The organism is Pseudocolwellia agarivorans, assembly GCF_002000085.1.
Lineage (GTDB): Bacteria > Pseudomonadota > Gammaproteobacteria > Enterobacterales > Alteromonadaceae > Pseudocolwellia > Pseudocolwellia agarivorans.
On record NZ_MUZU01000002.1, the window covers coordinates 580,263 to 606,811 of the forward strand.

19 protein-coding genes are annotated in these 26,549 nt (G+C 35.5%); 6 read left to right on the forward strand and 13 right to left on the reverse strand.

The annotated features are described in order from the left end of the window. Positions 1-200 precede the first annotated feature (200 nt). Positions 201-1,010: a posphoenolpyruvate synthetase regulatory kinase/phosphorylase PpsR gene (gene ppsR, locus B0X80_RS05535; protein ID WP_077338787.1), complete on the forward strand. Its 810-nt coding sequence runs from the start codon at positions 201-203 to the stop codon at positions 1,008-1,010. 164 nt (positions 1,011-1,174) lie between these two features. Then, positions 1,175-2,275 (forward strand): endonuclease/exonuclease/phosphatase family protein, encoded by a 1,101-nt coding sequence (locus B0X80_RS05540; RefSeq protein ID WP_077338788.1) that lies wholly within the window; start codon positions 1,175-1,177, stop codon positions 2,273-2,275. Positions 2,276-2,429: 154 nt separating this feature from the next. Here the strand turns inward: B0X80_RS05540 and B0X80_RS05545 are convergent, their stop codons facing one another. From B0X80_RS05545 to zapE, 9 genes are all read right to left on the reverse strand, one after another. Continuing rightward, on the reverse strand, positions 2,430-3,959 hold the full coding sequence (locus B0X80_RS05545) for a DEAD/DEAH box helicase (RefSeq protein WP_077338789.1): 1,530 nt from the start codon (positions 3,957-3,959) through the stop codon (positions 2,430-2,432). A gap of 101 nt (positions 3,960-4,060) precedes the next feature. Further along, positions 4,061-4,672, reverse strand: coding sequence for a trimeric intracellular cation channel family protein (locus B0X80_RS05550; protein WP_077338790.1), 612 nt, complete (start codon positions 4,670-4,672; stop codon positions 4,061-4,063). A 160-nt stretch (positions 4,673-4,832) separates the two neighbouring features. Further along, positions 4,833-5,690, reverse strand: a complete 858-nt coding sequence (gene rpoH / locus B0X80_RS05555; RefSeq protein ID WP_077338791.1) for an RNA polymerase sigma factor RpoH — start codon at positions 5,688-5,690, stop codon at positions 4,833-4,835. A 2-nt stretch (positions 5,691-5,692) separates the two neighbouring features. Continuing rightward, positions 5,693-5,971, reverse strand: a complete 279-nt coding sequence (locus B0X80_RS05560; RefSeq protein WP_077338792.1) for a hypothetical protein — start codon at positions 5,969-5,971, stop codon at positions 5,693-5,695. Positions 5,972-6,088: 117 nt separating this feature from the next. Further along, positions 6,089-7,018 carry a DUF4340 domain-containing protein gene (locus B0X80_RS05565; RefSeq protein ID WP_077338793.1) on the reverse strand — a complete coding sequence of 310 codons (930 nt, stop codon included), beginning with the start codon at positions 7,016-7,018 and terminating at the stop codon, positions 6,089-6,091. A gap of 9 nt (positions 7,019-7,027) precedes the next feature. Beyond that, entirely contained in the window at positions 7,028-9,931 is a 2,904-nt protein-coding gene (locus tag B0X80_RS05570; RefSeq protein WP_077338795.1) for a Gldg family protein, read from the reverse strand. Then, complete coding sequence (locus tag B0X80_RS05575) at positions 9,921-10,883, reverse strand: ABC transporter ATP-binding protein (protein ID WP_077338797.1); 963 nt, start codon at positions 10,881-10,883, stop codon at positions 9,921-9,923. The genes B0X80_RS05570 and B0X80_RS05575 overlap by 11 nt, the downstream gene beginning before the upstream one ends. Positions 10,884-11,138: 255 nt before the next feature. Beyond that, the gene (locus B0X80_RS05580) at positions 11,139-11,633 is read right to left on the reverse strand and encodes an Hsp20 family protein (protein WP_175623879.1); all 495 of its coding nucleotides are present in this window, start codon (positions 11,631-11,633) and stop codon (positions 11,139-11,141) included. A 356-nt stretch (positions 11,634-11,989) separates the two neighbouring features. Beyond that, positions 11,990-13,246: a cell division protein ZapE gene (gene zapE / locus B0X80_RS05585; protein ID WP_077338798.1), complete on the reverse strand. Its 1,257-nt coding sequence runs from the start codon at positions 13,244-13,246 to the stop codon at positions 11,990-11,992. 150 nt (positions 13,247-13,396) lie between these two features. Between zapE and B0X80_RS05590 the strand changes: the two genes are divergently transcribed. After that, positions 13,397-14,002, forward strand: coding sequence for a peptidylprolyl isomerase (locus B0X80_RS05590; protein ID WP_245825395.1), 606 nt, complete (start codon positions 13,397-13,399; stop codon positions 14,000-14,002). Between the two features lie 127 nt (positions 14,003-14,129). Here the strand turns inward: B0X80_RS05590 and B0X80_RS05595 are convergent, their stop codons facing one another. The 3 genes from B0X80_RS05595 to B0X80_RS05605 all read right to left on the reverse strand — a co-directional run bounded on the left by B0X80_RS05595 (position 14,130) and on the right by B0X80_RS05605 (position 18,819). Then, the gene (locus tag B0X80_RS05595; RefSeq protein ID WP_217697130.1) at positions 14,130-15,710 is read right to left on the reverse strand and encodes a cryptochrome/photolyase family protein; all 1,581 of its coding nucleotides are present in this window, start codon (positions 15,708-15,710) and stop codon (positions 14,130-14,132) included. Between the two features lie 335 nt (positions 15,711-16,045). After that, entirely contained in the window at positions 16,046-17,944 is a 1,899-nt protein-coding gene (locus B0X80_RS05600; protein WP_245825396.1) for a CRTAC1 family protein, read from the reverse strand. Between the two features lie 347 nt (positions 17,945-18,291). Further along, positions 18,292-18,819 carry a hypothetical protein gene (locus B0X80_RS05605; protein WP_077338801.1) on the reverse strand — a complete coding sequence of 176 codons (528 nt, stop codon included), beginning with the start codon at positions 18,817-18,819 and terminating at the stop codon, positions 18,292-18,294. Between the two features lie 270 nt (positions 18,820-19,089). Between B0X80_RS05605 and B0X80_RS05610 the strand changes: the two genes are divergently transcribed. The 3 genes from B0X80_RS05610 (at position 19,090) to B0X80_RS05620 (ending at position 24,970) form a co-directional block, all read left to right on the forward strand. Beyond that, entirely contained in the window at positions 19,090-20,052 is a 963-nt protein-coding gene (locus B0X80_RS05610) for a DUF2914 domain-containing protein (protein WP_077338802.1), read from the forward strand. 617 nt (positions 20,053-20,669) lie between these two features. Further along, positions 20,670-20,849: a helix-turn-helix domain-containing protein gene (locus tag B0X80_RS05615; RefSeq protein ID WP_077338804.1), complete on the forward strand. Its 180-nt coding sequence runs from the start codon at positions 20,670-20,672 to the stop codon at positions 20,847-20,849. After that, positions 20,837-24,970 (forward strand): esterase/lipase family protein, encoded by a 4,134-nt coding sequence (locus tag B0X80_RS05620; protein WP_077338806.1) that lies wholly within the window; start codon positions 20,837-20,839, stop codon positions 24,968-24,970. The genes B0X80_RS05615 and B0X80_RS05620 overlap by 13 nt, the downstream gene beginning before the upstream one ends. Positions 24,971-25,300: 330 nt before the next feature. Here the strand turns inward: B0X80_RS05620 and B0X80_RS05625 are convergent, their stop codons facing one another. Next, complete coding sequence (locus tag B0X80_RS05625; RefSeq protein ID WP_077338808.1) at positions 25,301-26,281, reverse strand: virulence RhuM family protein/type II toxin-antitoxin system death-on-curing family toxin; 981 nt, start codon at positions 26,279-26,281, stop codon at positions 25,301-25,303. Between the last annotated feature and the right edge of the window lie 268 nt (positions 26,282-26,549).

The following is a 26,549-nucleotide window of genomic DNA, read 5'->3' on the forward strand; positions in this document are numbered from 1 at the left end:
GTAACTTTATTCAATAAAACAATGAGATATGAAAAGTTACTTAGGTATAAACTTTATTTTTAACCACTAAGTATTTATGTTCAAATACATTTTATTCATGGTTAAATAAAAACAATTGATGTTTATAGAGTAAACATTCTACACTGTGAACCACAACAAAAGAAACACCTTTTGAAAACTTTCACACAAAGGAACACAAAATGAGAGCAGCTTTTTATATTTCAGACGGAACAGCGATTACTTCAGAAGTATTTGGTCATGCGTTGTTGTCGCTATTTCCTATGGAATTTGAACATCACACCATTTCTTTTGTTGAAAGTACCGAGCAAGCTTTATTAGCCAAAAAACAAATTAATAAAGCGAGTAAACGCGCAGGCGAGCCACCTTTAGTTTTTCATACCTTTGTAAACCCTGAAATAAGAGAGATTATTGATGGCTGCGACGCCATCATTTATAACTTTCTTGAGCATTTTATTCCGCCACTTGAAAAACAATTAGGTATTAAAGCAAATCCGCAACCCCATAGAACACATAGCATTCATGAAAAAAGTTACGACAATCGTATCGATGCCGTTAATTTTTCGTTAGCCAACGATGACGGTTCAAACATCAGTAATTATGAACATGCCGACGTTATTTTAGTGGGCGTGTCTCGTTCAGGTAAAACCCCTTCCGCCCTTTATTTAGCGCTACAATACGGCGTAAAAGCCGCTAACTACCCTTTTATTGACGACGATATGGAAGACCTACAGATCCCTGAGTTTTTAAAAAAATATAAAAAGAAAATATTCGGTTTAACCATTGATGCCGACCGATTGATGGATATTAGAAACAATCGAATGTCTAACAGTAAATACGCATCATCACGTCAATGTAGAATGGAGCTAAGAGAAGTTGAAAAGCTATACAAAAAAGAGAAAATTCCGTATATAAACACCACTAAATTTTCGGTTGAAGAAATTACCGCCAAAATTCTTTCAGAAATGAAGCTACAACGGAATAAGTATTAATATCAATACCACGAGTAAAATAGATAATACAAAACTAAAGCTTTATTTTATAAACAATGAGGTATAATTGTATCTCTTTGTTTATTTGAGTTAATACCATCAAACATACTGATCAAAAAGAAAATCTACCCGTCATTACTTCAAGCGCTGAAGCAAGTTCAAATATGCCCGTATCAGAAAACAACACACAGTTAAAAATTGCCACGTTTAACTTATTTAATTACCTTGAGCCGCCTAATGCTTGTTACGAATTTGAACGTATTTATAGCGCAGAACAATGGGCTAAAAAGCAAAATTGGATCACTGCGTATTTACAAGAATATCAACCGGATATTATTGGTTTTCAAGAGGTATTTAGCCCTAACTCATTAAAAATATTAGTAGCAGAACAAGGTTATGAGTATTTTGAGGTAGTTGATCAACCTGAAATAGTTGACGACTTTATTTACCGCAGCCCTGTTGTAGCTATAGCCTCTCGTTACCCTATTGTTGATATAGCTACAATAAAACCTAATATAGAACTGGCACAAAGTTTAGGTTTAACTGACGACTTTTCTTTTAGCCGAAAAGTGTTAAGAGCCACCGTTGAAGCGCCCCATATTGGCAACACAGATTGCTATGTTGTGCACTTTAAATCTAAACGTTCAATGTTTGAAATAGACGAACAAAATAATACATGGTCGCCAGAAAAAACCATTATTGAAAGCCTAAAAGCTAACGTTGCAGGTAGTTGGGGTTCAACCATACAACGCGGCAGTGAAGCAACGTTTTTAATGATTGAGATGATAGAACGCCGCGAAGCGACTAATTACCCTATGGTGTTAATGGGAGATTTTAACAATACACTAACCGATGGTGTGTTGAGTCATTTACTTACCGACACTCTACGGTTTGTTTCCGCTATAGATCGCGATGCCTATTTGGCTAAATATTGTTTACAAGACGCTTGGAATTTATTTGAAGCGGTTATTGTTAATGACAATAAAGATATTTCAGAAAGTGATGAGGCTGTTGATTCGAACAAATCTGCTGACATAAATCAGCTTACCGCAGCTAGAACACCTACCCACTATTACGGTGCGAGTAATTCAGTGCTTGATTACATTTTGTTGTCGTGTGAGTTTGATGCCAGTTACCACGATAGTCTTTATCAAGTCAGCGATCATCATACTTACGATAGGCATTTAATTAATCCTATTTTTGATCGAGATGGCGAGAGTACAGATCATGGGGTTGTGCTGGTGACATTGGCATTGAGATCGTAATACGCCTATTTGAGTGTTGTTAGTGTAGCTATAACTCAAGTTTTAACGATCGTTTACCTTTCTTTGTCGTGGTAATGGCTACACTCAAACTCACTTGTTCTTTTGAAATAAGCGCTATTGTTAAAATGTTCACTAGCGCTTTCATATTCCTGTATTACAACGAAGCCAATAATTCTTTCTTAGCAATGGCGGTGATCAAATTACTCACTCGGGTCAATAAGCCTTTTATAGAATTATTTTGAGCATGGAGCTCTTCAACTAAATCAACACAACTATCAACTAATGCGTCACTGTAAGCGAAGCCGATCAGTGCAACAATTTTAACCATTTTTTCTTGTTCAAGCATTTTATGCTCGTCGTTTTGTTGTTCGTAAACGGCATTTACTAACTCAATAGTACTGACTAGTTTTTCCATTTTAGGGCTTAATCTAATTAATGCATCTGCCCGCTTACTTTCTGTTTTTTCAATTTGTGCTTTGCTTACTACGACTCTAGGTCGAGGCTTTTTACGTGGTGGTTTCTTTTTAATGACTTTACGTTCGATTGAATCGCTATAACTAAACTCGCCATCAACAAACTGATGAATGTTGGTTACACTCAATCGTTCAGACATGATAGCAGCAGATTTAGCGGTTTTACGGGTAAAGTCGCGGTGATCTTCAGCAAAACCATGTGTAGATATGCATTGTGCTAAATCGAGTATCAACGCGTCTTTCTTACCTTTAGATGCACGTAAACATCGGCCGATAATTTGTAAATACAATCTTAATATTTTGGTAGGTCTTGCTAGTACAACACAATCAGTTTCAGGATCGTCGAAACCAATAGTCAGCATAGACATATTAATAATCAGTCTAACTTCGTTTGATTTGTATCGGCGTATGCTTTCATTATTTTCATCAACTGAACGTTTTGAATGAACACGATCATGCTTAACACCCAACAAGTGAAACGCGTCAGAAAGTGCTTCTACATGGTTGATTGAGTTAGCAAAAAGCATAACCTTACGACCTTTCGAAAGCGCGTTATCAACGGTTTGTTGCGCAACAACAGAACATTGTTCAAGTAGTATTTGATCTAGGCCTGAAACACTGAAGTCGCCTCGGTACATTTTTACAGCGCTGTAGTCTATTTCTTGAGAAAGACTAGGTACTTTGTACACGGGCTTAGCCAGTTCGCCTCGTTCTATAAGCTGTTTGGTGGTAGTTTCTTCAATGAGTTGCATTGACGGGTCAATATAAACACCAAGCCTGTCAATGGGAGTAGCGGTTAACCCTATAATTAAATCAGGCGAGAGTTCTTCGCGCATGGCGATGTAAACGCCCCCCATGCAACCTACATGATATTCATCGCGCAGTAATACGTCGCACTGTATATTTAAATGTTTTCTTCGGGTAAATGATTGCTCCATTACCAAAGTTACATCACCACCAGCAACGTACTTATAGCCTGATTTAACAACACTAACGGTTAAACCATTAACGGTTAAGGTGTTTAATAATTGAGGAATTAATGCTGCATTACGTAGGCTAACAACCACTTTTTTGTTAGACATTGCTTGGCACAGTTTGAGTATACAAATACTCTTACCGCCCCCCGTAGGTAGTGCGATAATGGAGTTAGTTCCTGCTTCTATCGCTTTGCGAACACTGTTAATTTGGTAGTCTTTTTCTAATATCTGCACGCAATACAACTCGGGCTTATTTCTAGTGTTGGTCTGCTAAACCAGTTATTTCTGAAGTTAACTTTATCACATACGGGCCTGTACCATAAGCATGATACTGATTATTTGTTCTTATACGTAAATACTTGTAAAGCTAATTGCCATTTAATGGCCATTAATCGCAGTAATAAAATAATAGTAAATGCGATAGAGGCACTCAAAGTATCTGAAATATAAGGAGTTAAAAGTACATAAGCTGAACCGCCAGCAATACAACAAGCAGCGTAGAGCTCTTTTCTAAATATCAGAGGAATTTCGTTGGCTAACACATCTCTGATCATACCACCAAAACAGCCGGTTATAGTGCCCATAATTACAGCAATTAACGGTGGTACACCTGTACCTAAAGCTTTTGCAGTCCCCATAACAACAAATAACGCTAAACCTAATGCATCGGCTATTTCTAGCGATTTTTCGGGTAATTTTTTCGAGCTATTAATCCATAAAATAGCAATTAAACTAGAACAAATAATCGCGTATATATAGCTAGGTTGAGTTACCCAAAAAACAGGTACGTCTAATAATAAATCTCTTACTGTTCCACCACCTATAGCGGTAACGGCACCTAAAACTATAACGCCTATGCCGTCCATTTTTTTTTGATAGGCAATAATAGCTCCCGACAATGCAAAAACGCCGCATCCGATGAGATCAAACATAAATAAGTAAGACATTTTATTTCTCTTAAAAAATGTTGTTTATTTTTCTATAAAAAAAGGCAAGTCAGTAACTCGCCTTAATTAGATCAATATAACATTTTACTCAAGTTTGTTAATACACATTCGAACGTTCATTTTCATTCTGATAACCAATAGCCTCTTTCAGTAATAAAAACTAGGCAGCAAATATCGCCATTTTTTTTCTAATGTTATTAATAGCTCTTTCCTCTAATTGTCGAATACGTTCATGAGAAATCCCATATTTATCTGCAAGAGATTTATGAGTTTGTCGTTCATCAGATAACCATCGGTTAATAAGAATATCTTTACTGCGATCATCTAACGTATCGATAACCTCTTTGACTTTTTCTAAAGATTTTTTGGTAAAGTCTTCGTTTATGAGTTTGTTAGAGAACGGTTCAGATTTGTCTTCTAGTAAATGGCCTAAAGTAGAAGACGAGCCCTCCTCGTCGTTATCTGCCGAAGCATCAATAAAAACATCAGGCTGACTTAACTGTACCTCCATATCGTTAACATCGGCTTCGCTAACACCTAAATGATCAGCTATCTCTTTTTTTTCTTTATAACTTAACCATTCAGTTTTCGCTTTTAAACTTCTTAAATTATAAAAAAGTTTACGCTTCGCCTTTGTGGTTGCTGATTTAACTAATCGCCAATTACGCAGTACATATTCTTGTATTTCTGCTTTAATGTAATGCACAGCAAAACTCGCTAACCTCACGCCAAAATCGAGGCTAAATTTTTTTACCGACTTCATTAATCCAATAGTCCCTTCTTGAACTAAATCTTCTATGGGCAAACCATAGCCTTGATATCCTTTGGCTATATAAGCAACAAAGCGTAAATGCGACATAATAATTTGTTGCGCTGCGGCTAAGTCATTATTTTCTTGGTAATTTGAAAACAATGTTTTTTCTTGCTCTTCATTCAACGCAGGTATGCTATTAACATGCGTTAAGTATGATTGAAAACACCCTGTATTGGCTAAGGAAATAGGAAGTTGAATTGACATAGTTATCCCTCCTTATGATTAGATTTGTTTGTTAACGTTTTATTTAAAAAGCGCGAATTAAAGCGCTTAGTTCCAGGTACTAACATACTCAGTTCTTTTTGCATTTTTGTATCTAATGTTGAGGTGTTAACCAAGCGTTTTTGTATATGACTTTGCTGTGGGTAAGAACTTTTAATTGTTTGATTTTGTTTAACGGTAGTAAAAGCGGAAACACCTATACCTACAACCGCAGTTACTAACACCAGTAAAATTTTGAATATTGATTTATTTTTTGAAGTCATGATATATCCTCATTTAAGCAATATAAAACAAGCTCAAATAATGTACTTTAAAAAGCTACACGTATTTGTAATAGTCGTAAATGGGGCTTAATATTTTTGAATACCTGCCCCATTGTATTACTCTGAAATATTATTTGCTTCGTCCTCCTCTTGTTCTGACGTTTCTGAAATAAACTTATCTACCGATACATTAGCCAGTGTTTCAAATTTTAGCTTAGGTATAGTAAACCATTGGTTAATATCGTTTCTTTTTACAAAGTAATTATCGTTATTAGCAGCAAATGAGTAGATATACTCTGTATTTTTATCATCATGAATAATCAGTTTATTTGTCGCTTCGTATGTTTCCTCTGCAATTCCCGATACAGTTAAGCTCGTTAATTGATTAACCAAGTCGGTTATGCTTTCTGTATTTAACGATTGCTGATCATTAAGTTTGCCAGGCGATGTTAACTGCCACTCATTGTCATGCTTTTCTAAATTAACGCTTGAATGGCTTACTTTGCTAATGCCGTTAATTGAAAGTAACGACTTATCTAACCAGTCGCTTGCTTTAGTACTCAATTGATAAGCGCTATACTCGATAGAAAAAACCTCATCTCCATCCGCATCACGCACATAAAGCTGCTTATAACTGGGCGATTCACCCAATAATAACTCGTGCTTATTGTTGTTTTTATCTGTAAACACAATGCGTTTTTCAAAGTTATCTTCAGCAACTTTAAAGCGCTCATGGCTGCTTGCGGTACGCGTGACAGGCCAAGTGACTTGCGTATCTATTAATTCAGAAGTTAAAGAGGCTATTTTACTTGCCACTAGAGGTAGCTCTGGATGCTCCTTTAATCGCCAATCTCCTTCATGTTTAGTGAGTATGAGTTCAGTATCCTTGGCAATTATTTGTATCTGGTTCAACTCGTTTTTATCCATATGAACAAGTGATTGAGGGTTTATATTACTTTGCATCCCTGAATTAGTAGAAAACAATAGACCCGCAATAATTAATTGCAATAAAAATAAGGCCGACAATGTAGTAATGTGTTTGCTCATTTTATTCCCCTATTGTGCTAACCAAGTTAAATAATGGCGTTGTTTGTTCTTTCTATGTTGCCGCTCTAATATCGCAATCCCCGCTAACATAACAAGCGCTAAAATATAGTTACCGTATTCCCAAAACAGCTGTTCGCTATGCTCCATTGGCGGTAATGTTCTATTAAAGTTACCGTGAGAACGAATACTCATTAGCGCTCGGTCTTCTAGAGACCAATCAATAGTATTCACTAAAAGCTGTAAGCTATTTAGGTAGTCGGTTTGCGATACTCCACCCGTAAACTGTAGTACTTGGTCTTGAACAAAATCATTCGAGCTAAACAAAATAATACGCGCACTTTCAGGTGCGTGATTAATAACGCTAGTAACATCGAATGAATTTTCTTCTGGGTTAGATGACGCTGAACTTTCTTCTGCTGTGTTTTTGTTTTCAGCCGTTTTGTTTTCAACAAGTAACGGTGACTCTTTATCAGCAAAATAAGACGTAAATTTACCTTGAGCAATAACTCCCATTAACTGCTCTTTAGTGTCACCCTCGGCACTGTAATTTGTTTCACCTAGTTGATTCACCGTAGGCATAATATTAAGTGAAGACGATGTCCATGCTTCAGCTGAGCTTGATACTAATGGGGTAAAGCTAACATTCGACTTTTTGTCATCAATATTGATTGGCGAAGACCATGCCATAGTTAACTGCGGAAGTTCAGACGTTATTAAGTTGTCTTTATTTAACCCCGCTCTAATGTCGGCAAAATATGGATAATCTAGCATGCGCATTTCTTGTAGCTGAAAACCGCCAACATTACGAGTAACAGGGATAGGAAACGAAGCATTACTTGGGTCCATCACCAAACTATTTTCAATACTTAAACCATGATGCGATAACCATTGAGATAAGCCACTTTCAACAGGCGACATAGATAAACTACCACCGCTAAAATTAACGCTATATGGCGAAGTTGCCGCGATAACCGTACCGCCTTTCATCAAAAATTGGTCAACCGCAAAAAGTTGTTTCTGATCTAATGATTTGGGCGACATTAACATAAGAATATCAGCTTCGCCGGAAACACTCCCATCAGATAAATCTTCTTTTAATACATTAAACTCAGCACCTAACATACGTTCTAGTTGACTATATTTAGCGCTAGGCATTGCATAGCCGTTATAGGGTTCTGCATTGGGGGTAACAAGGGCTACATTTTTATTAAAACCTGAAGCAAAACGTTTAATGGCGGCATCTAAGTTTCGATCAAAGCTTGCTTCGCTAAAGTCATCAAGTGGTATTTGAACCATTTGTTCGCCACCCACAAGTGTTAAATAAAAGTAGAACGATTGGTTTGAAAATATGCTGGTAGACATAGGTTGAAAACCGTAATCGTCAGCAATTTGTTTCGCTAAGCTGCCACCATTTTTTTCAGGTTCAACAAAGTTAACCGTGAGTTTGTTGTTTGATTTAAGTTGTATGTTTTCAAGCTGTTGTTTAACCGTTTTTTTAAATTCGATTAATTGTTCAGGGAGTTTATCGTTTGCTGATATATAACCTGTAAACGTTATATTTTGCTTAACAGTATCAAACAAGTTACCCGCACTCTGATAATTTTGTAACACCGTTTTTATTGCACGTGTAATATCATGTTCAGGGTTACGTAAAAGCACCTCTACATCTGACTCTGCACGCGCGCTTACTTCAATTAAATCTCTAAAACCTAACACCTCATGCTCGTCACCATATTGCACAAGTACATTAAAATATGAACTCACAATAGAAGCTTGATAACGGTCTGCTACTTGAAATGGCATAGGTTTTATACCAAAGCTGGTGTTGGCTTCTTCTTCAAGTTCTGGATTTTTTTGTGGGTCTATAAATTCAACTCTTACTCTGCCCTTAGCTGCGACTTCATATTCTTGTAGTAGATCTTTTATTTGCGGTACAAGGGGCGCCAGTAAAGGGTGCGTTTTTTCACTAAAATAACCACGGATCAACATAGGCTCTTGTAATTGAGTAAGGTAACTTTCTGTAGCCTCAGAAATAGAATACTGTTTACCCGCTGTAGTATCCCAACGTAATTGAGGTAACTGGCTAAGCCATAAATTAGCCGCCAGTAAATTTATGGCGAGCAAGCTGGTAATAAACTGCCAATTTTTATGGTGTTGAGTTTTTTGCTGAGTAACCCAACGCTCTTTTTCTAAAAAGTATGTGTTAAGCGCTAAAAACACGAACGTTAAAGAAACGTAATAATACAAATCTCGCAGGTCAATAACACCACGCGTAATATCTTCAAACCGAGATCCTGTACCTAATTGTCTTAAAAATTCAGCGCTTTGATGATCTAAAAAACCTGTAATAGCAGCAGAACCAATAAAATAGAATAAACCGCAAATAAAACAAGCTGTAATTAAGCTTACTATTTGATTATCACTTCTTGCAGATACAGCCAAACCTATGGCTATATAAGCACTACCAAGTAGTAATACCGCTAAATAGCCTGATACAACCGGCCCCCAATCAAGATCCCCTAAAAAGCTAACGGTTATAGGTAAAGGTACGGTGATAAGCAGTGCTATGGCTAATAAAAACAAACAACTTAAAAACTTACCGATAACAAAATGCCAAAGAGGCACTGATAAGGTATGAACATATTCAATGGTGCCACTGCGTCTTTCTTCGCTCCAAAGCTTCATCGTTAAAGTTGAACACAAGAAAATAAGAAGCAACGGCATCCACTCAAACATAGGACGAACATCAGCAATGTTTCTTGAGAAGAAAGCCTCGCCCCAAAAAAATATAAATAAAGTAATCGCAACAAAAGCACCAATAAATAGGTAAGCAATAGGTGATGAAAAAAACAACGCTATTTCTTTTTGTGCAATACGTAATGTATTAAATTGAGCTGATTGATCAGGCTGCATTTTTAGCCTCCTTGCCTTTTTTAACCGCTTGTTTTTTACTTGAATAAACATCGTTATTAATTTGATTAAATACGGTTTCTAAATCTCTTTTTTGTGGGTAAAGCGCAAATAAATTAGCGCCAGCTTCAATAATAACTTTACTCATATCACTACAAATAGTGCGCGAAAACTCTTGTTTAGATATTTCTACAAGTAAGGTGTTGTTATTATTTACTTCAATATTTTTGACACCTGAAACCTTTTTCAACATGTCTAAGTTTTTACAATCTGTTTCAACAATAAGGTGCTTGCTGTGTTGCAGTACGTCTAATTTTTCGTCAAGCACAAGCTGCCCAGATTTAAGTATGAGAACACGATCACACAAAGCATTAACTTCTTGCATAATATGTGTTGAAAGAATAACCGTAGCCTCTTGCGCAATATCTTTAATTAACTGGCGCATATGCTGTGTTTGTTCAGGGTCTAAACCATTCGTTGGCTCGTCTAATATAAGTAATTTAGGTTTTCCTAAAATCGCTTGTGCAACCCCTACCCTTTGTTTATAACCTCGCGAAAGTGTTTGAATAGGTGCCAGCAATTTAGCACTTAAATCAGTGGCTTTGATCACTCGCTTTATTTCTTCAACTTTTTCTGTAATTTTTAACCCTTTTAGATCAGCCGCATAATCCAAATATTCAGCCACACTCATTTCAGGATAAACAGGTAAACTTTCAGGTAAATAACCTAAATGCTTTTGTAATAGTTTGGGATTTTTTTTAAGAGAAATACCGTTAAAAGATACTTCGCCTTGGTCAGCTTCAAGGTATCCACTCACTATTTTCATAATAGTGGTTTTACCTGCGCCATTGTGTCCGAGCAGACCAATGATCTCACCTTTTTTAATTGAGAAACTCACATCATCTACAGCAACAAAACTGCCATAGTTGCGAGTTAAATGACTCACGTTAAACATGGTAGTCTCCGAAAATTACTGAGAAAGAGTTATATTAATTATTGGTTTTTCAAGATTAGTTTTTAACGTACACATTACGTTGAAAAGGGTCGAATAATACATTGTTAAAATCTCCATAGTTATAAAGGGAATATTCCCAAAACAAAGTACATAACGAGTTAAATGGCTTGATATGGTCTAAAAATAAAAATTCAATAACACCAACTAACACCCAAAAAATAGTTTGAGGGTGTAATAACTACACCCTCAATTTTTTTAGGCCACTTTATCTGCTTTTGATTCTTTAGTGGCTTTTGGATTGTCTTGCGTTTGATGTTCAATCGCTTTTGCCTGTTGATTAATTGCAATCGACTTAGGCTTCATCGCTTCAGGAATTTCTTTCACTAAACTAATAGTGAGCAATCCATTAGAAAGATCCGCATTGGTTACTTCAACATAATCAGCCAAGTTGAACTTGCGCTCAAAGCTACGGTTTGCAATTCCTTGATACAGGTATTTACGCTCTTCTTTCACGTTTTTATTACCTCGTACCGTTAGCACGCCTTTTTCAACCTGAATATCGAGTTCGTCTTGTGTAAAACCAGCTAATGCTAACGTAATGGCATATTGGTTTTCGTCAATAACCTCAATATTGTATGGGGGATAAACACTAGCGGATGTGTCTGATGTAAAAGCATGGTCAATTAACGATGCTAAACGATCAAAGCCAACGCTATTGCGGTAAAGTGGGGTTAAATCAAGTGAGTTCATAATATATCCTCCGTTAGAAGCAACATAAAAATAAAAACAATTTAAGTGATTAATACCAAACGCATTAATGAATTGACCTATTTTATACGAAGAATAAATTGTCAAATACAAGGCATTTATTTTAATAACTAGTTGTTCTAATTATTAAATAACGATGTAATTGGCCATTTAGACAAGTATAAATGATCAATTGGTTATTGTGATTGGTATAGAGTTCTTTTAAAGACATCTCTATCACAGTGATTTATTTAGGGTCTTTGAAAGGTAAAACAAGACTTTTTTTTATAAAAATTTTAAATAAAAAAATAAAATTTTATAATGTTGAGGAATATTTATCTCGGTCTAATAAAGGGGGTTTACAATAGAGTATTATCTCTATATTCCACCGAAGCCATTTCTCTTAACCGGCTTTTGGTACGTTCAAATTCAAACATTAATGAACCACTATTATAAAGTTGCTCTTGTGGCACGTAAGCCGTTATAAATACATTTAAATTACAATCGTAGCATTCATCAATTAGGGCAATAAAACGTCTTGCAGCATCGTCCATGGGTGCTAACATAATTTCACGCTCACCTGTTGTTCCTGCTGACACATTGATATTTGAGCCATTATCTTCAGTGCCTCTCGCTTTTATTCTTTCATAGGTTTGCCCACTCATAGGTGGAACATTAAACAATAACAAGGTGCTAAATTGTTTCGCTAATTCTATGTAATCAAAATGGCTACGCGCGCCTTGGCATAGTTGGGAAAAATCAAAACAAATAACGGGTTTATCTGTTTGAGTATTTTTAGCCATGTAGTTAATTTGTCGACCTAAAATATTAATCGAACGATGTTGAGCAAGCTCAGGCTGAGTTTCTTCCAAAACATTCAAATTAAATCGGCTTAATAAGTTTTGATGCAGCTCTATTTGCTGCTGGGCGCTATGAGGTAATTCAAAATAGTTTTGAGCATAAGTTAACGCACGGTGGCGATGATCTTGTTCTCCATTTAAATGTAATACTTGCGTGTGTTGTTCAATAGCCGCAATGGCAGGTAAAAATAGATCTCGCTGTAAGCCATTTCGGTACAACTCGTTAGGCGCACAGTTACTGGTACTTACCACAACAATGTTCAACTCGAACATAAATTTCAGTAAATTACCCAGTAGCATAGCGTCACCAATGTCTGAAACAAAAAACTCGTCAAAACATAAAACGCGATATTGCTGACTAAATTTTTCAGCAATATGCTTTAATGGTTCGGGTTTACCTGAAAGTTCTTTAAGTTGGCGATGTACGTCTTGCATAAAATGATGAAAATGTTGTCGCTTACATACTTTATCAAGCTCTTTATTAGACTCTTTATTAGGCTCTTTATTAGGTAATGTATTAGCCAAGCTACTTACAAATAAGTCCATTAAAAAGGTTTTGCCACGCCCTACTTTCCCCCATAAATAAAGGCCTTTAACAGCTGTGCGACTTTGGCTACTTTCACTAACATTTTCTGATTGAAGCGTTACATATAGTTGTTGCAACAATTCAACCGCTTGTTGCTGAGCAGGATCAAAGCTTATTTTATTTGAGCTAACTAAAGCTTGGTATTGTTTGATAGGTGAACTATTTGGCATTAGTTTTATGATATTTAAGCGTAATGAATAACAAGTGTATTCTATCGTAAAACACGAATGGCGTCAGTGAATGTGTTTTATCTTAATTTATAAATAACATCTGTTAAAATAAATCAGACTTCCTCTATTTCATAATAAAAAGGGTTTTACGTGTTTAGAATTTCACTACTTATTATTAGCGTACTCATGTCGTTTCAATTATTGGCGGCTAATACCAAAGGCCAATATATTCAACCTAATAACCTATCTCCTAAAGTACGTATAGAAACTTCAATGGGTAATGTGATTATTCAGCTTGATCGTTATCGAGCTAAAATTACCGTCGATAACTTTTTAGGTTACGTAACTCGTGGACAATACGATAAAACCTTAGTTCATCGTGTAGAAGAAGGCTACCTTATTCAAGCGGGTGGTTTTATGACCAACTACCAAGAAATTGAACCCGACACGCCTATTTTTAATGAGTCAGGCAATGGGTTAAAAAATAAAGAGGCGACGATTGCTATGGCAAAACAGCTAAGCGATGCACATTCAGCCACTAGCCAATTTTTTATTAACTTAAACGACAATAGCAATTTAGACCCAGGAGTATCGTGGGGCTATGCCGTTTTTGGTGAAGTGATAGAAGGTTACGATATTCTTGAAGCGATTTCGCAAGTTGAAGTAGGTTATAGCGAACAATTAGGTTATCCAACGGTACCTAAAAAAATGATCACCATTAACAGAGTGGTTATTCTTGACGAAGACAAAGCCTAATAAAAAATTAAAACCGTTTTATAAATTACGTTATTTGATTACATCACAGAAGTGCTGATGAATAACAACACCTTATAACTTCAACCTCTTTATATAGCCTATAAAGCATAATTGGTTAATTAACGCTTTATAGGCTGTTTAAGTTATCTAAATAATATTGTGCTTGCGAAAGTATACTACGTTGCTGCTCAGATGTTTTTTTCTGCCAGTTACTATAAACCATACTCGTACGTGGGTTTTTAACAAAATCATTTTGATGCCTATCCATAAAATGCCAATACATAGAATTAAACGGGCAAGCATCATCCCCTTCTATTTTCGACACGTTATAATGACACCCCGTACAGTAGTCACTCATTTTTTTAATGTAATTACCACTTGCTGCGTAGGCTTTTGATCCTACAATTCCCCCATCAGCAAATTGACTCATACCGCGAGTATTTGGCATTTCTACCCATTCAATTGCGTCTATATAAATACCTAAGTACCAGTCATCAACTTTACTTGGTGAAATACCAGCAACTAAGCAGAAATTTCCAGTAACCATAAGCCTCTGAATATGGTGTGCATAGGAAAAGTCTAGCGACTGCTTAATAGCATGGTGTAAACAGTTCATTTTAGTTTCGCCACTCCAGAACCATTTAGGTAATGTACGAGACGCTTCTAAATAATTTGCATTTGCATAATCAGGCATGTTTGCCCAATAAATACCACGTACAAACTCGCGCCACCCAAGAATTTGCCTAACAAAGCCTTCTATTTGAGCCAGGTTAATTTTACCTTTTGACTCAAAATAGTAATGTATCGCCGTATTAACAACATGCTTTGGGCTAAGTATTTTACAATTCAAAGCAAAAGATAACCTTGAGTGGTATAGGCTCCAGCCTTGTTCTTCACCCATCTGTTTTAATTTTTCGGTCATCGCATCTTGAAATTGACCAAAGCGAGGTAAACAAGTTAAACAAAAAAATCGCAATAATTCATTCGCTTGAACTCGGGTAATTGGCCACAATAACGATGAGCTTGCAGTACCTATAGTGGGTATATTATGTTTTTCAATACGCTGTAAAATTTCAGTGACATCATTACTAAACATTAATGGTGTAGGAACTTCGGCCAAATCAGATTTTTTTAATTTATTTCGGTTAGCTGTGTCGTAATTCCATTGCCCTCCCATTGGAGTATCATTGTCCATCAATACATTAAATTGGCATCGTAATTTACGATAAAAACTTTCTAAGCGATGCTTTTTTCCTTGCTTAAAGTGTTTAGGTAATTCTTTATCAGATAAATAAAAATGCTCACTTTCGCAGTAGTGACTTTCTATTGATAATGTACTTGAAAATTCAGCTAATTGTTCACGTAAGCGAAATTCATCAGGTAACTGATATTCAAAACAGGTAATTTGATACTCTTTTATTAGCGTAGATAATAAATCAGGTAAATCTTTATATTTTTGTGTATCGTCAAGTGTCATGTAATGAACTTGATGATCAGCACTTTTTAACGCTCGAGCAAAAGCCTCCATCGCGGCAAAAAAAGCACAAACTTTTTGTATATGATGTTTGGTATAGGTAGCTTCTTGGTGCAGTTCAACAATTAAATACAAGGTGTCTGACGACTTTTCTTGAAACCAGGAATGACTCGCATTTAATTGATCACCAAGAATTAACCGTAAACGTTGATAACCTTGTTTCATTTTACTCATCCTATTTTTTATTACTCATACAACGCGTTAAACAATATTTAACGTATGACTTTATACGAGAGAAATAAAAAGAAGGTTCATTTAAAAAAGTAAAATGTGGAACAATTCAAACTATCAAAACAATATGGAACAAAAAAGTTAATTTAGGCTTAAAGAAATGGAGAACTGTTTTTTATCAGATTAAAATCTTAATAAGGTAAGAAATAAGACATAAATAAAGCGGGTAGTAAAAAAATAGGCAGTAAATACCTATTAATTTATTGACTACCCACTGCTGATACTGTTAATAATTTTTAAAAATAAAACGAACACTTAATTAAGGTTTTTATATTGGTTTACATTGAAACCTTAGTTCCAGCCTTAACATTTTTAAGTGATTTTTTCTCACCATTTGCCCATACAACATTAACACTTTCAGCCATTTCACATTGGCCTAATCCAAAATGCATTCTGGTATTTAACATTTGATGAAAGCCGTCTCCACTTGCGCCAACTAGCTGAGCTTGCTGCATCCCACAAGCTGATATAGTGACTCGTGCGCCAACGGGTTGAGCATTATTTTTTGGTGAATTAGGTACAGTTACGGTTAAAAACTTACCTATTTCACTAGCACTCAACTCATTTTTTGCAAGATACCAACGACCACGTTCATTACCAAAAATAAGATCTAAACGGCCATCTTGATCATAATCAATAGTACTAACACCTACACCTGTAGCCCCTACTTCTTCAGACATTAAACCTGAGTTAGCGTGTTTGGTAAATCCTTTGCCTTTATTATTTAATAATACAAAATGCTCTACCGGTTGCGACATATTTCCGTAGGGTGAAATAGCTAAATCGACATAACCATCGTTATTAAAATCCCCCGCGGCAGCGCTCGTGGTTTGCTCTGCAATATCAATTCCCATGGCTGTTGTTACATCAACAAACTTACCATCTCGGTTTTCTAATAAACGCGCTGGCATTGGCTTACGTTTAATTTCTGTAGGCTTTGAAACAACATTGGTAATAATAGCGCTTAGTCGTGATTTTACGTAACCACCTACTCGCCATTTACCATTACCTAAATAGCCAATGTGCATACCTTTTAGTTTTTCGCCTTCAGGCCAACCTTGAGCATCTTCTGGCTTTATAACAAGTTTACCACCGGTGTAATGCTCGCTTCTTGAAGCTTCAATCACTGTACGTTTTTTACCTAACTGAATATCGTAAGTCGCCCAAGTTTCTTGAATATTTTCAATAACTAAGTTCTCACCTTCGATCATAATATCGTCGAACATAAAATCTTTGTTAAATGTAAAAAAAGCTAGTTTTTTACTATCAGCATTATAATAAGCTTCTTTTTCAAATTGATAAGGGCTTCGCACTAAAAACAAATCAAAATCGCCGTCATTGTCGTAATCAATTTCGGTAATATTATTAACGTTTTTTATATTGGCTAACTCACCAAGCACTTTGTTGGTAGCGTCTTTAAAACTGCCGTCACCAATACCTGTAGACAATGTCATGCTTCTACCGCCAAACGTAATAACATCTACAATTCCGTCGTTATTCACATCCGTTGTTATCGCCTTCATTGTTAACGGATCATCAGCAATAGCAAGTGTTGCTGAATTAACAAACGCTTTACCATTATTAAGATATAACTGGTTAGTGGTAAGATTTTTTGCATTTTTAGGCGCAAAACCCGTTGCGAAAAGATCGAGCTTAGCGTCTTTATTTGCATCTAAAAACTTAATTGAGCGACCTCTACTTGCTTGAAAGTGCTCAAAAGTACCCAACCTTTTTATTGTTCTATCTTTACTAACTGAAAAATATACAGGTCGCCTTGGGTTACCACCGTTACCGCCACCTTGAGCAACAACTATGTTCATTTTTCCATCGCCGTTATAATCAGAAATACCAAGCCCGTGTGTATCACCTTTTATGAGTACTGAGGGGGCAGAAAATGTTCCCCCTTCGTTCCAATAAATTAAAACATTAGTACCATGCTGTGTGGTAATAACATCTTCCCAACCGTTTTGATCAACGTCAGCTACAACGGCAGCCCCCCATTTACGACGAAATTCTTTATCAAAGGGAATAACACCTTCGGTTTTAGAAAAAAGAGCCGGTTTTTTATTTGAAAGCTGTTGTTGGGTTTGTTCTTGGCTATTACTAACACAACCCAATAAAACCGAGCTACACAAAGCACTGACTAACAAGGTATTAAATTTATTTATTTTTATCATTTTACTTAATCCTACACACAGAAAATAAACATTATATCAAATCAAACATATCATGTTTTAGTTGATAGTGTTAGGTAGTAACGACACGTGAAAAGTGTCTTGTTTTAAATTTTAAAAATGGGTCATAAAGGTAGGTATTATATTTTTTATTTTAAAGTTACGTTATACCCATAGCACTTAAGGGATAACGTAAACATGCATGTTTTTTTACTTTTAGTGCGTTTTATATCTTTGAAATATTATTTTACATATTTAAAGTAAAATATCGTACCTGCTGATTTAATGTAGATAAAAATTAGCAGGTACGATGTAGCTTATTTAAAAAATATTACGCACGTTTTTAAACCTTATTGAGTAAATGTAATAGAGCCTCCTACTACTTCAAAAGTATTTTGACCGTATTGAGCTAATGATGGGCAATTATTTATTATACCTTTCAACAAAATAAAGCTACCTTGCTCAATATCGGCGTAAATACCAGTACCTGCGACTATATGTAATGTTTCTTCAATTTCCCAAGGTGTTGAACCTGTACCGCTTTCACAAGTAGGGTCACCGGCCAAAATATTAGTCATTGAATCATTTGCGGTATAAAGAACGCCTGTGCGTTTTTTATTAACAAAGGTATGATTTAAGGTAAAGTCTGGATTTAAAACACCTTTAATTTCACCTTCTAATACAAGCTTACGCTTATAATGTTTAGCACCTTTTACTCTTTTTAAAATCGCTTTAAACTTACCTAACTGCTCTGTTTCAGACACAGAGAATGTTTTTGCAAAACCACGTTTTACATCGTATGTTTTAGTTGGCTTGTCAGCTAAAACACCAAGGCTGGTTAAAGATAATAAAGCGGCACCTACTACTACTTTTTTCATAAGAATATTCCTTTAGTTTTAATAATATCCATTGGTTTTTATTGTAATACTAATTAACTGTGTTTTTTTAAGACAAGATTTATGCAAGCCTATAAAAAACAAAGAAAAAATATCATAAGGATTGTTAACTAACAATAAAAAACATCGTCCAAAATAACTTATTCGATTAAATACAAAAAACGTAATCTGTAGCTTTTTTACATCATTCATTTCGCTTTTTAGTTCACACTGTTTTATTATGCTGCCCCAGACAACAAAGGGAGTTAAGCTGTGCAGCTAAAAATTAAAATTAACGTATCTAAAGAACCAATAACACCACCTGAACCTGCGCCATTTGATCCTGTAAAAATTAGAAATTTTTTATTACTCATCGTTACTTTACTCAGCCTTATAGGTTTTGGCGTTTACAGCTTGTGGACTAAAGAACCAGAGCCCTCTTTGCCTAATACCGTTAATGCTCCAAACAATGTCTTATCAAGTAAAACAGTGGTAAACGATACTGATTCAAATAACAATAACGTGAATACCGCCGAGTCAAACAGCGCCACAATAAATACAAAAACTTTTGCAAGCCCAACACTCACTGAAGATACAATCGCTAATGCGGCTATTAACACAGTAAGCGATACCGTAAGTGATGCAATAAATGCTGAAGTACTTCAAAACGACATCACCAACAAAAAAGCAGTAGTACAACCCCAAAAAACTACTACAGCGCGTGAAACTAATACGACTAAAAATAACACCACAGAAACTAGCACGACTGAAACAATATTAGCCGTAACCTCTAATTTGTCAGCACAAGAAACTGATAAAACCGAACCTGAACTAGTAGCAGAAACAAAACCAGAAATAGTGAACAACGTTGAGCTAAAAGAAGCTAATTTATTAGCACCTACTCAAGCCATAAATAACGGTGTTTACCGAGCACAATTAACTTCAAATATACTCTCTAGAGAACCAAGCGATAATATTCAACACCTGAGTTTACAAAAGCAAAATAAGTTATATTTTTTCACTGAAATTCACGGAAAAAATAACCAAAAAATTTATCATCGTTGGATATTTAAGAAAAAACGCTTAGCTGAAATAGCACTCAACATTAAAAATGATCAATGGCGCACTTATTCAAGTAAAAACTTTGATGAAACTATGGTTGGTCAATGGGAAGTTCAGGTGGTTGATCAGAATAATAATATTTTGAAAACGGTCATGTTTGAGGTTTCACGATAGAAAGTACTAAAGAATATAATAGAAGTATCAGATAACGCCCTGCCAGTTTAAACAAGCGCTTTAACAAGTAAAAGAAAATGTCGTATAAACGCAATATTGTCGTATAAATGGTTTTATGCGACAAAAATAATATAGCTAAAACACACCTAAGTAACTTCTATTTAACTCTGTAAGATCTTCTATAACCTCAAACAGTCTTTGCCCATTGATTATTTAGCTCTAAATGGTTAAATAATCAAAATTAGCCAAAAATGGTTAAATCATTATAATTAGCCAGAAATGGTTAAATTTGCATTATTAGCCATAATTGAATCGCTGAGATAGGAAATGGTGATCGCTTAAATTTTGCGGAAAAAGGTTTAGCTAATATCAAGTTGGCTGACCCCTTGATACACTAGCTAATATCAAGTTGGCTGACCCCTTGATAATTCATTAGCAATTAATATAAATGTCGATAAATCGAACTTTATATAAATCAACTAGCTAAATATGAATAACGTTAAAAACCAGAGCAAATTAATTGCCTAAAAATAATTTTGGTCAATTAATTTGACTACCTTTCCAATTCCTCAATTTTCTCATATGATAGGATTAATCTAAGTTAGGGGGCATTGTGAATGGCTGACGATATACTCACTATTCAAGAGTTAGCGCTTTATTTAAAATTAAATGAGAAAACAGCTTATAGACTCGCTAGCGAAGGTAAACTTCCCGGATTTAAAGTCGGCGGTAGCTGGCGCTTTAAGCGTGTAGATATTGAACAATGGATTGAAGAGAAAAAACAGTGGCAAAAATAGTACTTAGGTCAGATTCTGATGAGATAAAAGATATTCATGTTATTTTTCTACATGGATTAGGAGGAGACGCAAATGGGACCTGGCTTAAAAAAGGCTCAAAAGATGAAGCTTGGCCAATTTGGTTAGCTGAAGATAATTGCGACCTAAATATATGGACAGTAGAATATGACGCTCCCAAGCTTAAATTTAATAGCTCAGGAATGGGCATACCAGATCTCGCTGTAAATATATTTGAGCACATATTAAAAGTCCCCGAATTAGCTGAAGGAGAAATAATATTTGTTTGCCATAGTCTTGGTGGATTAATCACAAAGCAGATACTTAGAATTGCTAATGATCAAACTAATAGAGTCGAAGTACAACAACTTTTGGGCAGAGTTTCTGGTGTAGCCTATTTGGGAACTCCTCACCTCGGCGCTGATATTGCAAAACATGGCCATAATATTGTTGCTAAAGGTCTATTAAGGTGCCTTACATTTCAACAACCATCTATTGTTGCAGCATCTTTAAGCAGAAATGCCCCTAACCTAAGAGAGTTGAATACTTGGTATCGAGATTGGTGTCAGCACAAAGAAATAAGGCACCTTGTTCTAACAGAAACTGAAAAAATGTACGGCATTGTCACCGTTGTTAAACCTGACAGTGCCGATCCAGGAATAGCAGGAGTTAGAGCTATCCCTATTTCAGTTAGTCATGAAAACATATGCAAGCCAAATGATAAAAACGACGAGATTTATACGCACATCAAAGGCTTTATATCTCAAAAAAAAAGAGAATTTCATGAGCTATGGATAAATTCTAGGTTTTATAACGATACAAACTCATGGGAAGGATATAGTAACTGGGCACATTGCCCCCATGGAACATCCGGTGAATATTTCGTTGATGAACAGGTCAGATTGCTTGATTCATCGTCAAACAATAATGAAGGACTTAAAGGTTTAGACGGCTTAAACCTTATTAGAAATAAGTTATTAGAAAACAAAGCGTCTATTAGACTTATTGGTTTATCTGGTGTTGGAAAAACTAGGTTCGTGCAAGCCTTATTTGATGAGCGCATAGGTGAAAACCCTTTGCCTTACAAAGCTGTATTTTATACTGATATGGCTAATGGTCCGAAGCCAACACCTCAAGCTTTGGCTGAAAAAATCGCTGGCGAAGGTCGAAAAGCAATTTTAATAATAGATAACTGTCCGCCTGACCTACATAGATCTCTTACAACCTTATGCAGCACTGAAAGCAGCAATACCAATTTACTGACTGTCGAATATGATTTAAGAGAAGACCAACCTGAGCAAACTGAAGTATTCTCTTTAGAACCATCTTCAATCGAGCTTATAGAAAAAATACTTAACGCTAGATATCAGCATCTAGGTCAGCAAAACTCTAGAACAATTAGTGAATTTTCATGTGGTAACTCAAGAATAGCTTTAGCTTTGGCTGAAACAATAGGTAAAGACGAAAATATCTCAAGTTTAAGGGATGAAGAACTATTTAAAAGGCTATTTTACCAACGTCATGCTAGTGAAAAGTCACTCGAAACAGCGGCTCAATACCTTTCACTAGTTTATTCATTCCAAATTAACAGTGAGAAGATTTATAGTGATGATATTACTTTTCTCAGTAACTTATCAGAAATTCCATCAAGAGATATTTATGAATCAGCTATAGAGCTAAAGCGTCGAAATTTAGTTCAGCAACGAAGTAAATGGATGGCTGTTTTACCGCACCCAATTGCGAATAGGTTAGCAAAGCATGCGTTAGAAAATATAAGTACAGGTGTTATTTCTGATAACTTTAATGAATCAACAGATGAACGCTTACTAAAATCCTTTTCAAGGAGATTAGGTTACTTACCTAAATGTGAAGAAGCCAAAATCATCGCTAATGATTGGTTAAATGAAAATGGATTTTTACATAAACTATACGCCGAAGGAAAAAGTGAACTTGCTTGGGTGTTGCTCACCAATATAGCTCCTATTTCAACTAAAGAAGTTTTACTTCACATTGAAACTTTAGCTAAACAGCCTGAATTTTGCACACGAAAAAATAAGCAATTTACAGAAATAACAAGGCTTATCAGGTCTATTGCTTATGATGAACAATATTTTGATATATGTGCAAAATTGTTATGCCAATTCACGCTATCAGAAGATAAAGCTGAAAATTACAACTCTATCAGAAGTATTTTAAAGTCATTGTTTCAACTTTATTTATCTGGAACTCATGCAACCAAGGAGCAGCGTTTAGATATTATAAAGAATTTAATTTCTACCGCTACCGAGCATAGTGTAGAACTAGCTTTCGAACTTTTAGACTCATCTCTTGAAGCTTGGCACTTTTCCTCAAGCCATAGCTTTGATTTTGGTGCGAACCCAAGAGACTTTGGTTACAGACCAAAAACCAACCAAGATGTTGCAGACTGGTATGAATTATTCATCGAATATACAACTGAATTTATTTCTAATAAAACAGAGCACTCGAAACTAGCAAAAAAAATGCTAGGCAAAAACCTACGTAGCTTGTGGCGACAAAATAACTTAAGAAATTTAATTGAAAGTACTTGTATAAAAATAAGCACTTTAGGAATGTGGGCTGATGGCTTTTCTGCCATTCATGATATATTAAAATGGGACTGCAAAACGTCCATAGAAACAGAAATACAAAGGTTGCAATCAATCGCAAAGCAATTATCACCTAAGTCCTTATTAGACGATATAAACATGTATGTATTGGCTGATAAATGGAAATTTCATGATTTAGAAGAATATGATGAGAATGGTGTTGTAGTTGAGCGTGGTTATAAAAAAGGACAGCAATACTCTTCAGATTTGGGAGTAAAAGTAACAAATACTAATAGTGAGTTACTTCAATCTATGTTGACTGAACTTCTATCTTACAGTGGTTCTAGCTCTAACTTATTTGAATTTGGAGAAGGCTGTGCAGAAGGAGCGCATAATAACGAAGAGTTATTAGCTTTGACTGTTTCTAAATTAGAGAAAATTCCTGAGAAAGAACGAAACATTAACTTCTTATGTGGTCAAATTAAGTACCTCTCGAAAGTTAATATCAACCTCACCAATACTTTCTTAGATGAATTCATGAAACACCCTGAACTCAAGCAATACTTTATGTTAGTCCAACTGAGTTACGTTATCGACCAAGATGCAATTGCTCGAATACTTAAAGCATTAAAAGAAAACACATCTCCAGTTTGGATGTATAGAAACTTAGCTTGTGGTCGCAGTCACGAACCAATAGCCGACGACCAGCTATGTGAATTATTAGAGTTAATTTGGCAACAAAAAGACGGCCAGGTAGTTACTATAGATATATTATCAATGCGTTTTCATGGGCTAAAGCAAAACCAACACTATGTTGTTTCAGAGTTACTTAAAGAAAAATCAGCATCACTTTTAGCGTCATTCGATTACTCTGAAGAAAAAGGCTCTTCCGGTGGCAGCGATTATAGTTTAACCCAAATAGCCAATGTCTGCTTTTCTGCTGGTACAAATGAAGAGAGTGCTTTAACTGTTCTAGAAGCAATTAAAGCGAAAATTTTGACTCATATTATCGGCAGGTATGATTTCCCTGAATTTATGTCTACAGTTATTCAGTTACACCCAATATTAGCTCTTGAAGTTTTTATTGGTAAAAGCAGTGAAATCGAGTGCCAGATAAGGAACGCTATAAAAGGTAGATTTGACAAGAAAGTAAGTCCTTTCTCTAAAATTGATAACAAAAGCACGCTAGATTGGTGTAAAAACAATGGTAAAGATAGTTACCCAGTGCTCGCATCTATAATTACGCCATATCAATCAAATGAAAAATCAATTAAGTGGACTTCACTAGCGACAGAACTATTAAACACTTGCCCTGAACCGATTAGAGTTCTAGATGAATATCTCGCAAACTTCAGCCCAACGAATGGATGGTCTGGATCAAGAGCCAAGATACTTGAGTCTCGTTTACCTTTATTTCAATCATTAATAGATTCAACTAACGAGGATATATCAAAATGGGGTATCGCCAAAAAAGCCCAATGGGAAGCATACATTGCTAGTGAATACGAAAGAGAAACAGAACGTGATTCAGAGAGCAATGAGAGATTTGAGTGGTAGCTAATAGTGCAAGATAAAATTAGCCAATAACTTTGTCAATGCAGATAATTTTTTAAGAGTCACACAAGTTTAAATATCGATATTAGAGACAAAAAAATAGACAAACCGAAGTTTGTCTATTTTTTAATACATTGTCTGAATTTTAAATATTCAGGCACACAGTTAACTAGTCTTTATACGCATCAACCAGCGGGCAATTACAGATCAAATTGCGATCCCCAAACACGTCATCTATACGATTAACCGTTGGCCAAAATTTATTTGCCGCTGCTGCTGGCACTGAGTATCGTCACTAATATTGAAGATCCCCTAAAATCACATTTAATGAAATTACTTATTTTGACTTAATAAATTTTCAATCAAACGAATAATAGTATCTTTTTCTGTTGGTTTTGATTCTGCTACTAATAAAGTGATGGCAGCTAAACCTGTGTCGTTAATTACTGGCTGGTAGTTTTCATTAAATAATCGGTTATTGCGGTTTAAAAAATCAACCAATAAAAATGCCCCTGTACGTTTGTTTCCATCTGAAAATGGATGGTTTTTAACAACAAAATACAATAAGTGTGCTGCTTTGCTTTCTATGCTTGGGTAAGCAGGTTCGCCAAATACGGTTTGATCAAGAGCGCCCCAAATAGCGGCTAAGCCGTCATCTCGTTCGTTAGCAAATAATTTAGTTGCTTCACCCTTTGCCATTAGGTTTTGTTTTAACTGGCTAATAGCTTGTTTCGCATCGCTTAAGGGAGTTAAGTTGCCGCCAATCTCGCCTTGTGGTGAGTCGAGTAAACCTTCGTCGTATTGTTGTAACCATAAAAAAGTTTGTGTATAGCTTGCCACTATATCGACCAAACCAGCACCAAATTCGGCATTAAATGGCAGTGCTGCAGCTCTTTTAACTAATAGTAAGGCTTTTTCTAACTCGTTTGCGTTTTCAGTTAATCGTTGTTGGTTTAATGTGTAACCCTGCAATAAATGTTGTTTTAAAGTTTTGGTTGCCCATTGTCTAAATTTAACACCTTGGTTTGACTTTACTCTATAACCCACAGATATGATCACATCGAGATTATAATGTTCAACTTGGTAAACTTTACCGTCTTCAGCAGTTGTTGCAAATTTTGCAACAACTGAATTCTTATCAAGCTCACCATCTTTAAAAACATTATTTATATGCCTTGATATAACTGATTTATCACGTCCAAATAGGGTTATTAATTGCTTTTGCGATAACCATACTGACTCTTGTTCAATAGCAACATTTAGCTGAAGTGCTCCATCTTCATTTTGGTATATCTCTATGGCGTTATTATTCATGTTATTACCTAATTTCCTTATTAATCTGCATTTTTTATTATTTAATTAAACATAAAACTATTCGTTATATCTACTGCTTACTCTGTAATAAACTCGTCAAGCTAAAGCTTCAGGCATTGATACATATAGCCCAACCAATAATACACATGAATAATAAAAGTTATTTTTTGATGCTGTAAAGCAATCAGCTTATGTTATAAAGTGTTGTATTATTTTTATACCATCTTATCTTAAATAAATATCTTTTACCCACAAAAAAAGGCGAACT

What these genes read in the sequence shown, in the direction of transcription:
- ppsR (WP_077338787.1), top strand. Translation starts at nt 201, where the DNA reads ATGAGAGCAGCTTTTTATATTTCAGACGGAACAGCGATTACTTCAGAA.
- B0X80_RS05540 (WP_077338788.1), top strand. Translation starts at nt 1,175, where the DNA reads ATGCCCGTATCAGAAAACAACACACAGTTAAAAATTGCCACGTTTAAC.
- B0X80_RS05550 (WP_077338790.1), bottom strand. Translation starts at nt 4,672, where the DNA reads ATGTCTTACTTATTTATGTTTGATCTCATCGGATGCGGCGTTTTTGCA.
- rpoH (WP_077338791.1), bottom strand. Translation starts at nt 5,690, where the DNA reads ATGTCAATTCAACTTCCTATTTCCTTAGCCAATACAGGGTGTTTTCAA.
- B0X80_RS05560 (WP_077338792.1), bottom strand. Translation starts at nt 5,971, where the DNA reads ATGACTTCAAAAAATAAATCAATATTCAAAATTTTACTGGTGTTAGTA.
- B0X80_RS05565 (WP_077338793.1), bottom strand. Translation starts at nt 7,018, where the DNA reads ATGAGCAAACACATTACTACATTGTCGGCCTTATTTTTATTGCAATTA.
- B0X80_RS05570 (WP_077338795.1), bottom strand. Translation starts at nt 9,931, where the DNA reads ATGCAGCCTGATCAATCAGCTCAATTTAATACATTACGTATTGCACAA.
- B0X80_RS05575 (WP_077338797.1), bottom strand. Translation starts at nt 10,883, where the DNA reads ATGTTTAACGTGAGTCATTTAACTCGCAACTATGGCAGTTTTGTTGCT.
- B0X80_RS05580 (WP_175623879.1), bottom strand. Translation starts at nt 11,633, where the DNA reads ATGAACTCACTTGATTTAACCCCACTTTACCGCAATAGCGTTGGCTTT.
- zapE (WP_077338798.1), bottom strand. Translation starts at nt 13,246, where the DNA reads ATGCCAAATAGTTCACCTATCAAACAATACCAAGCTTTAGTTAGCTCA.
- B0X80_RS05595 (WP_217697130.1), bottom strand. Translation starts at nt 15,710, where the DNA reads ATGAGTAAAATGAAACAAGGTTATCAACGTTTACGGTTAATTCTTGGT.
- B0X80_RS05600 (WP_245825396.1), bottom strand. Translation starts at nt 17,944, where the DNA reads ATGATAAAAATAAATAAATTTAATACCTTGTTAGTCAGTGCTTTGTGT.
- B0X80_RS05605 (WP_077338801.1), bottom strand. Translation starts at nt 18,819, where the DNA reads ATGAAAAAAGTAGTAGTAGGTGCCGCTTTATTATCTTTAACCAGCCTT.
- B0X80_RS05615 (WP_077338804.1), top strand. Translation starts at nt 20,670, where the DNA reads ATGGCTGACGATATACTCACTATTCAAGAGTTAGCGCTTTATTTAAAA.
- B0X80_RS05625 (WP_077338808.1), bottom strand. Translation starts at nt 26,281, where the DNA reads ATGAATAATAACGCCATAGAGATATACCAAAATGAAGATGGAGCACTT.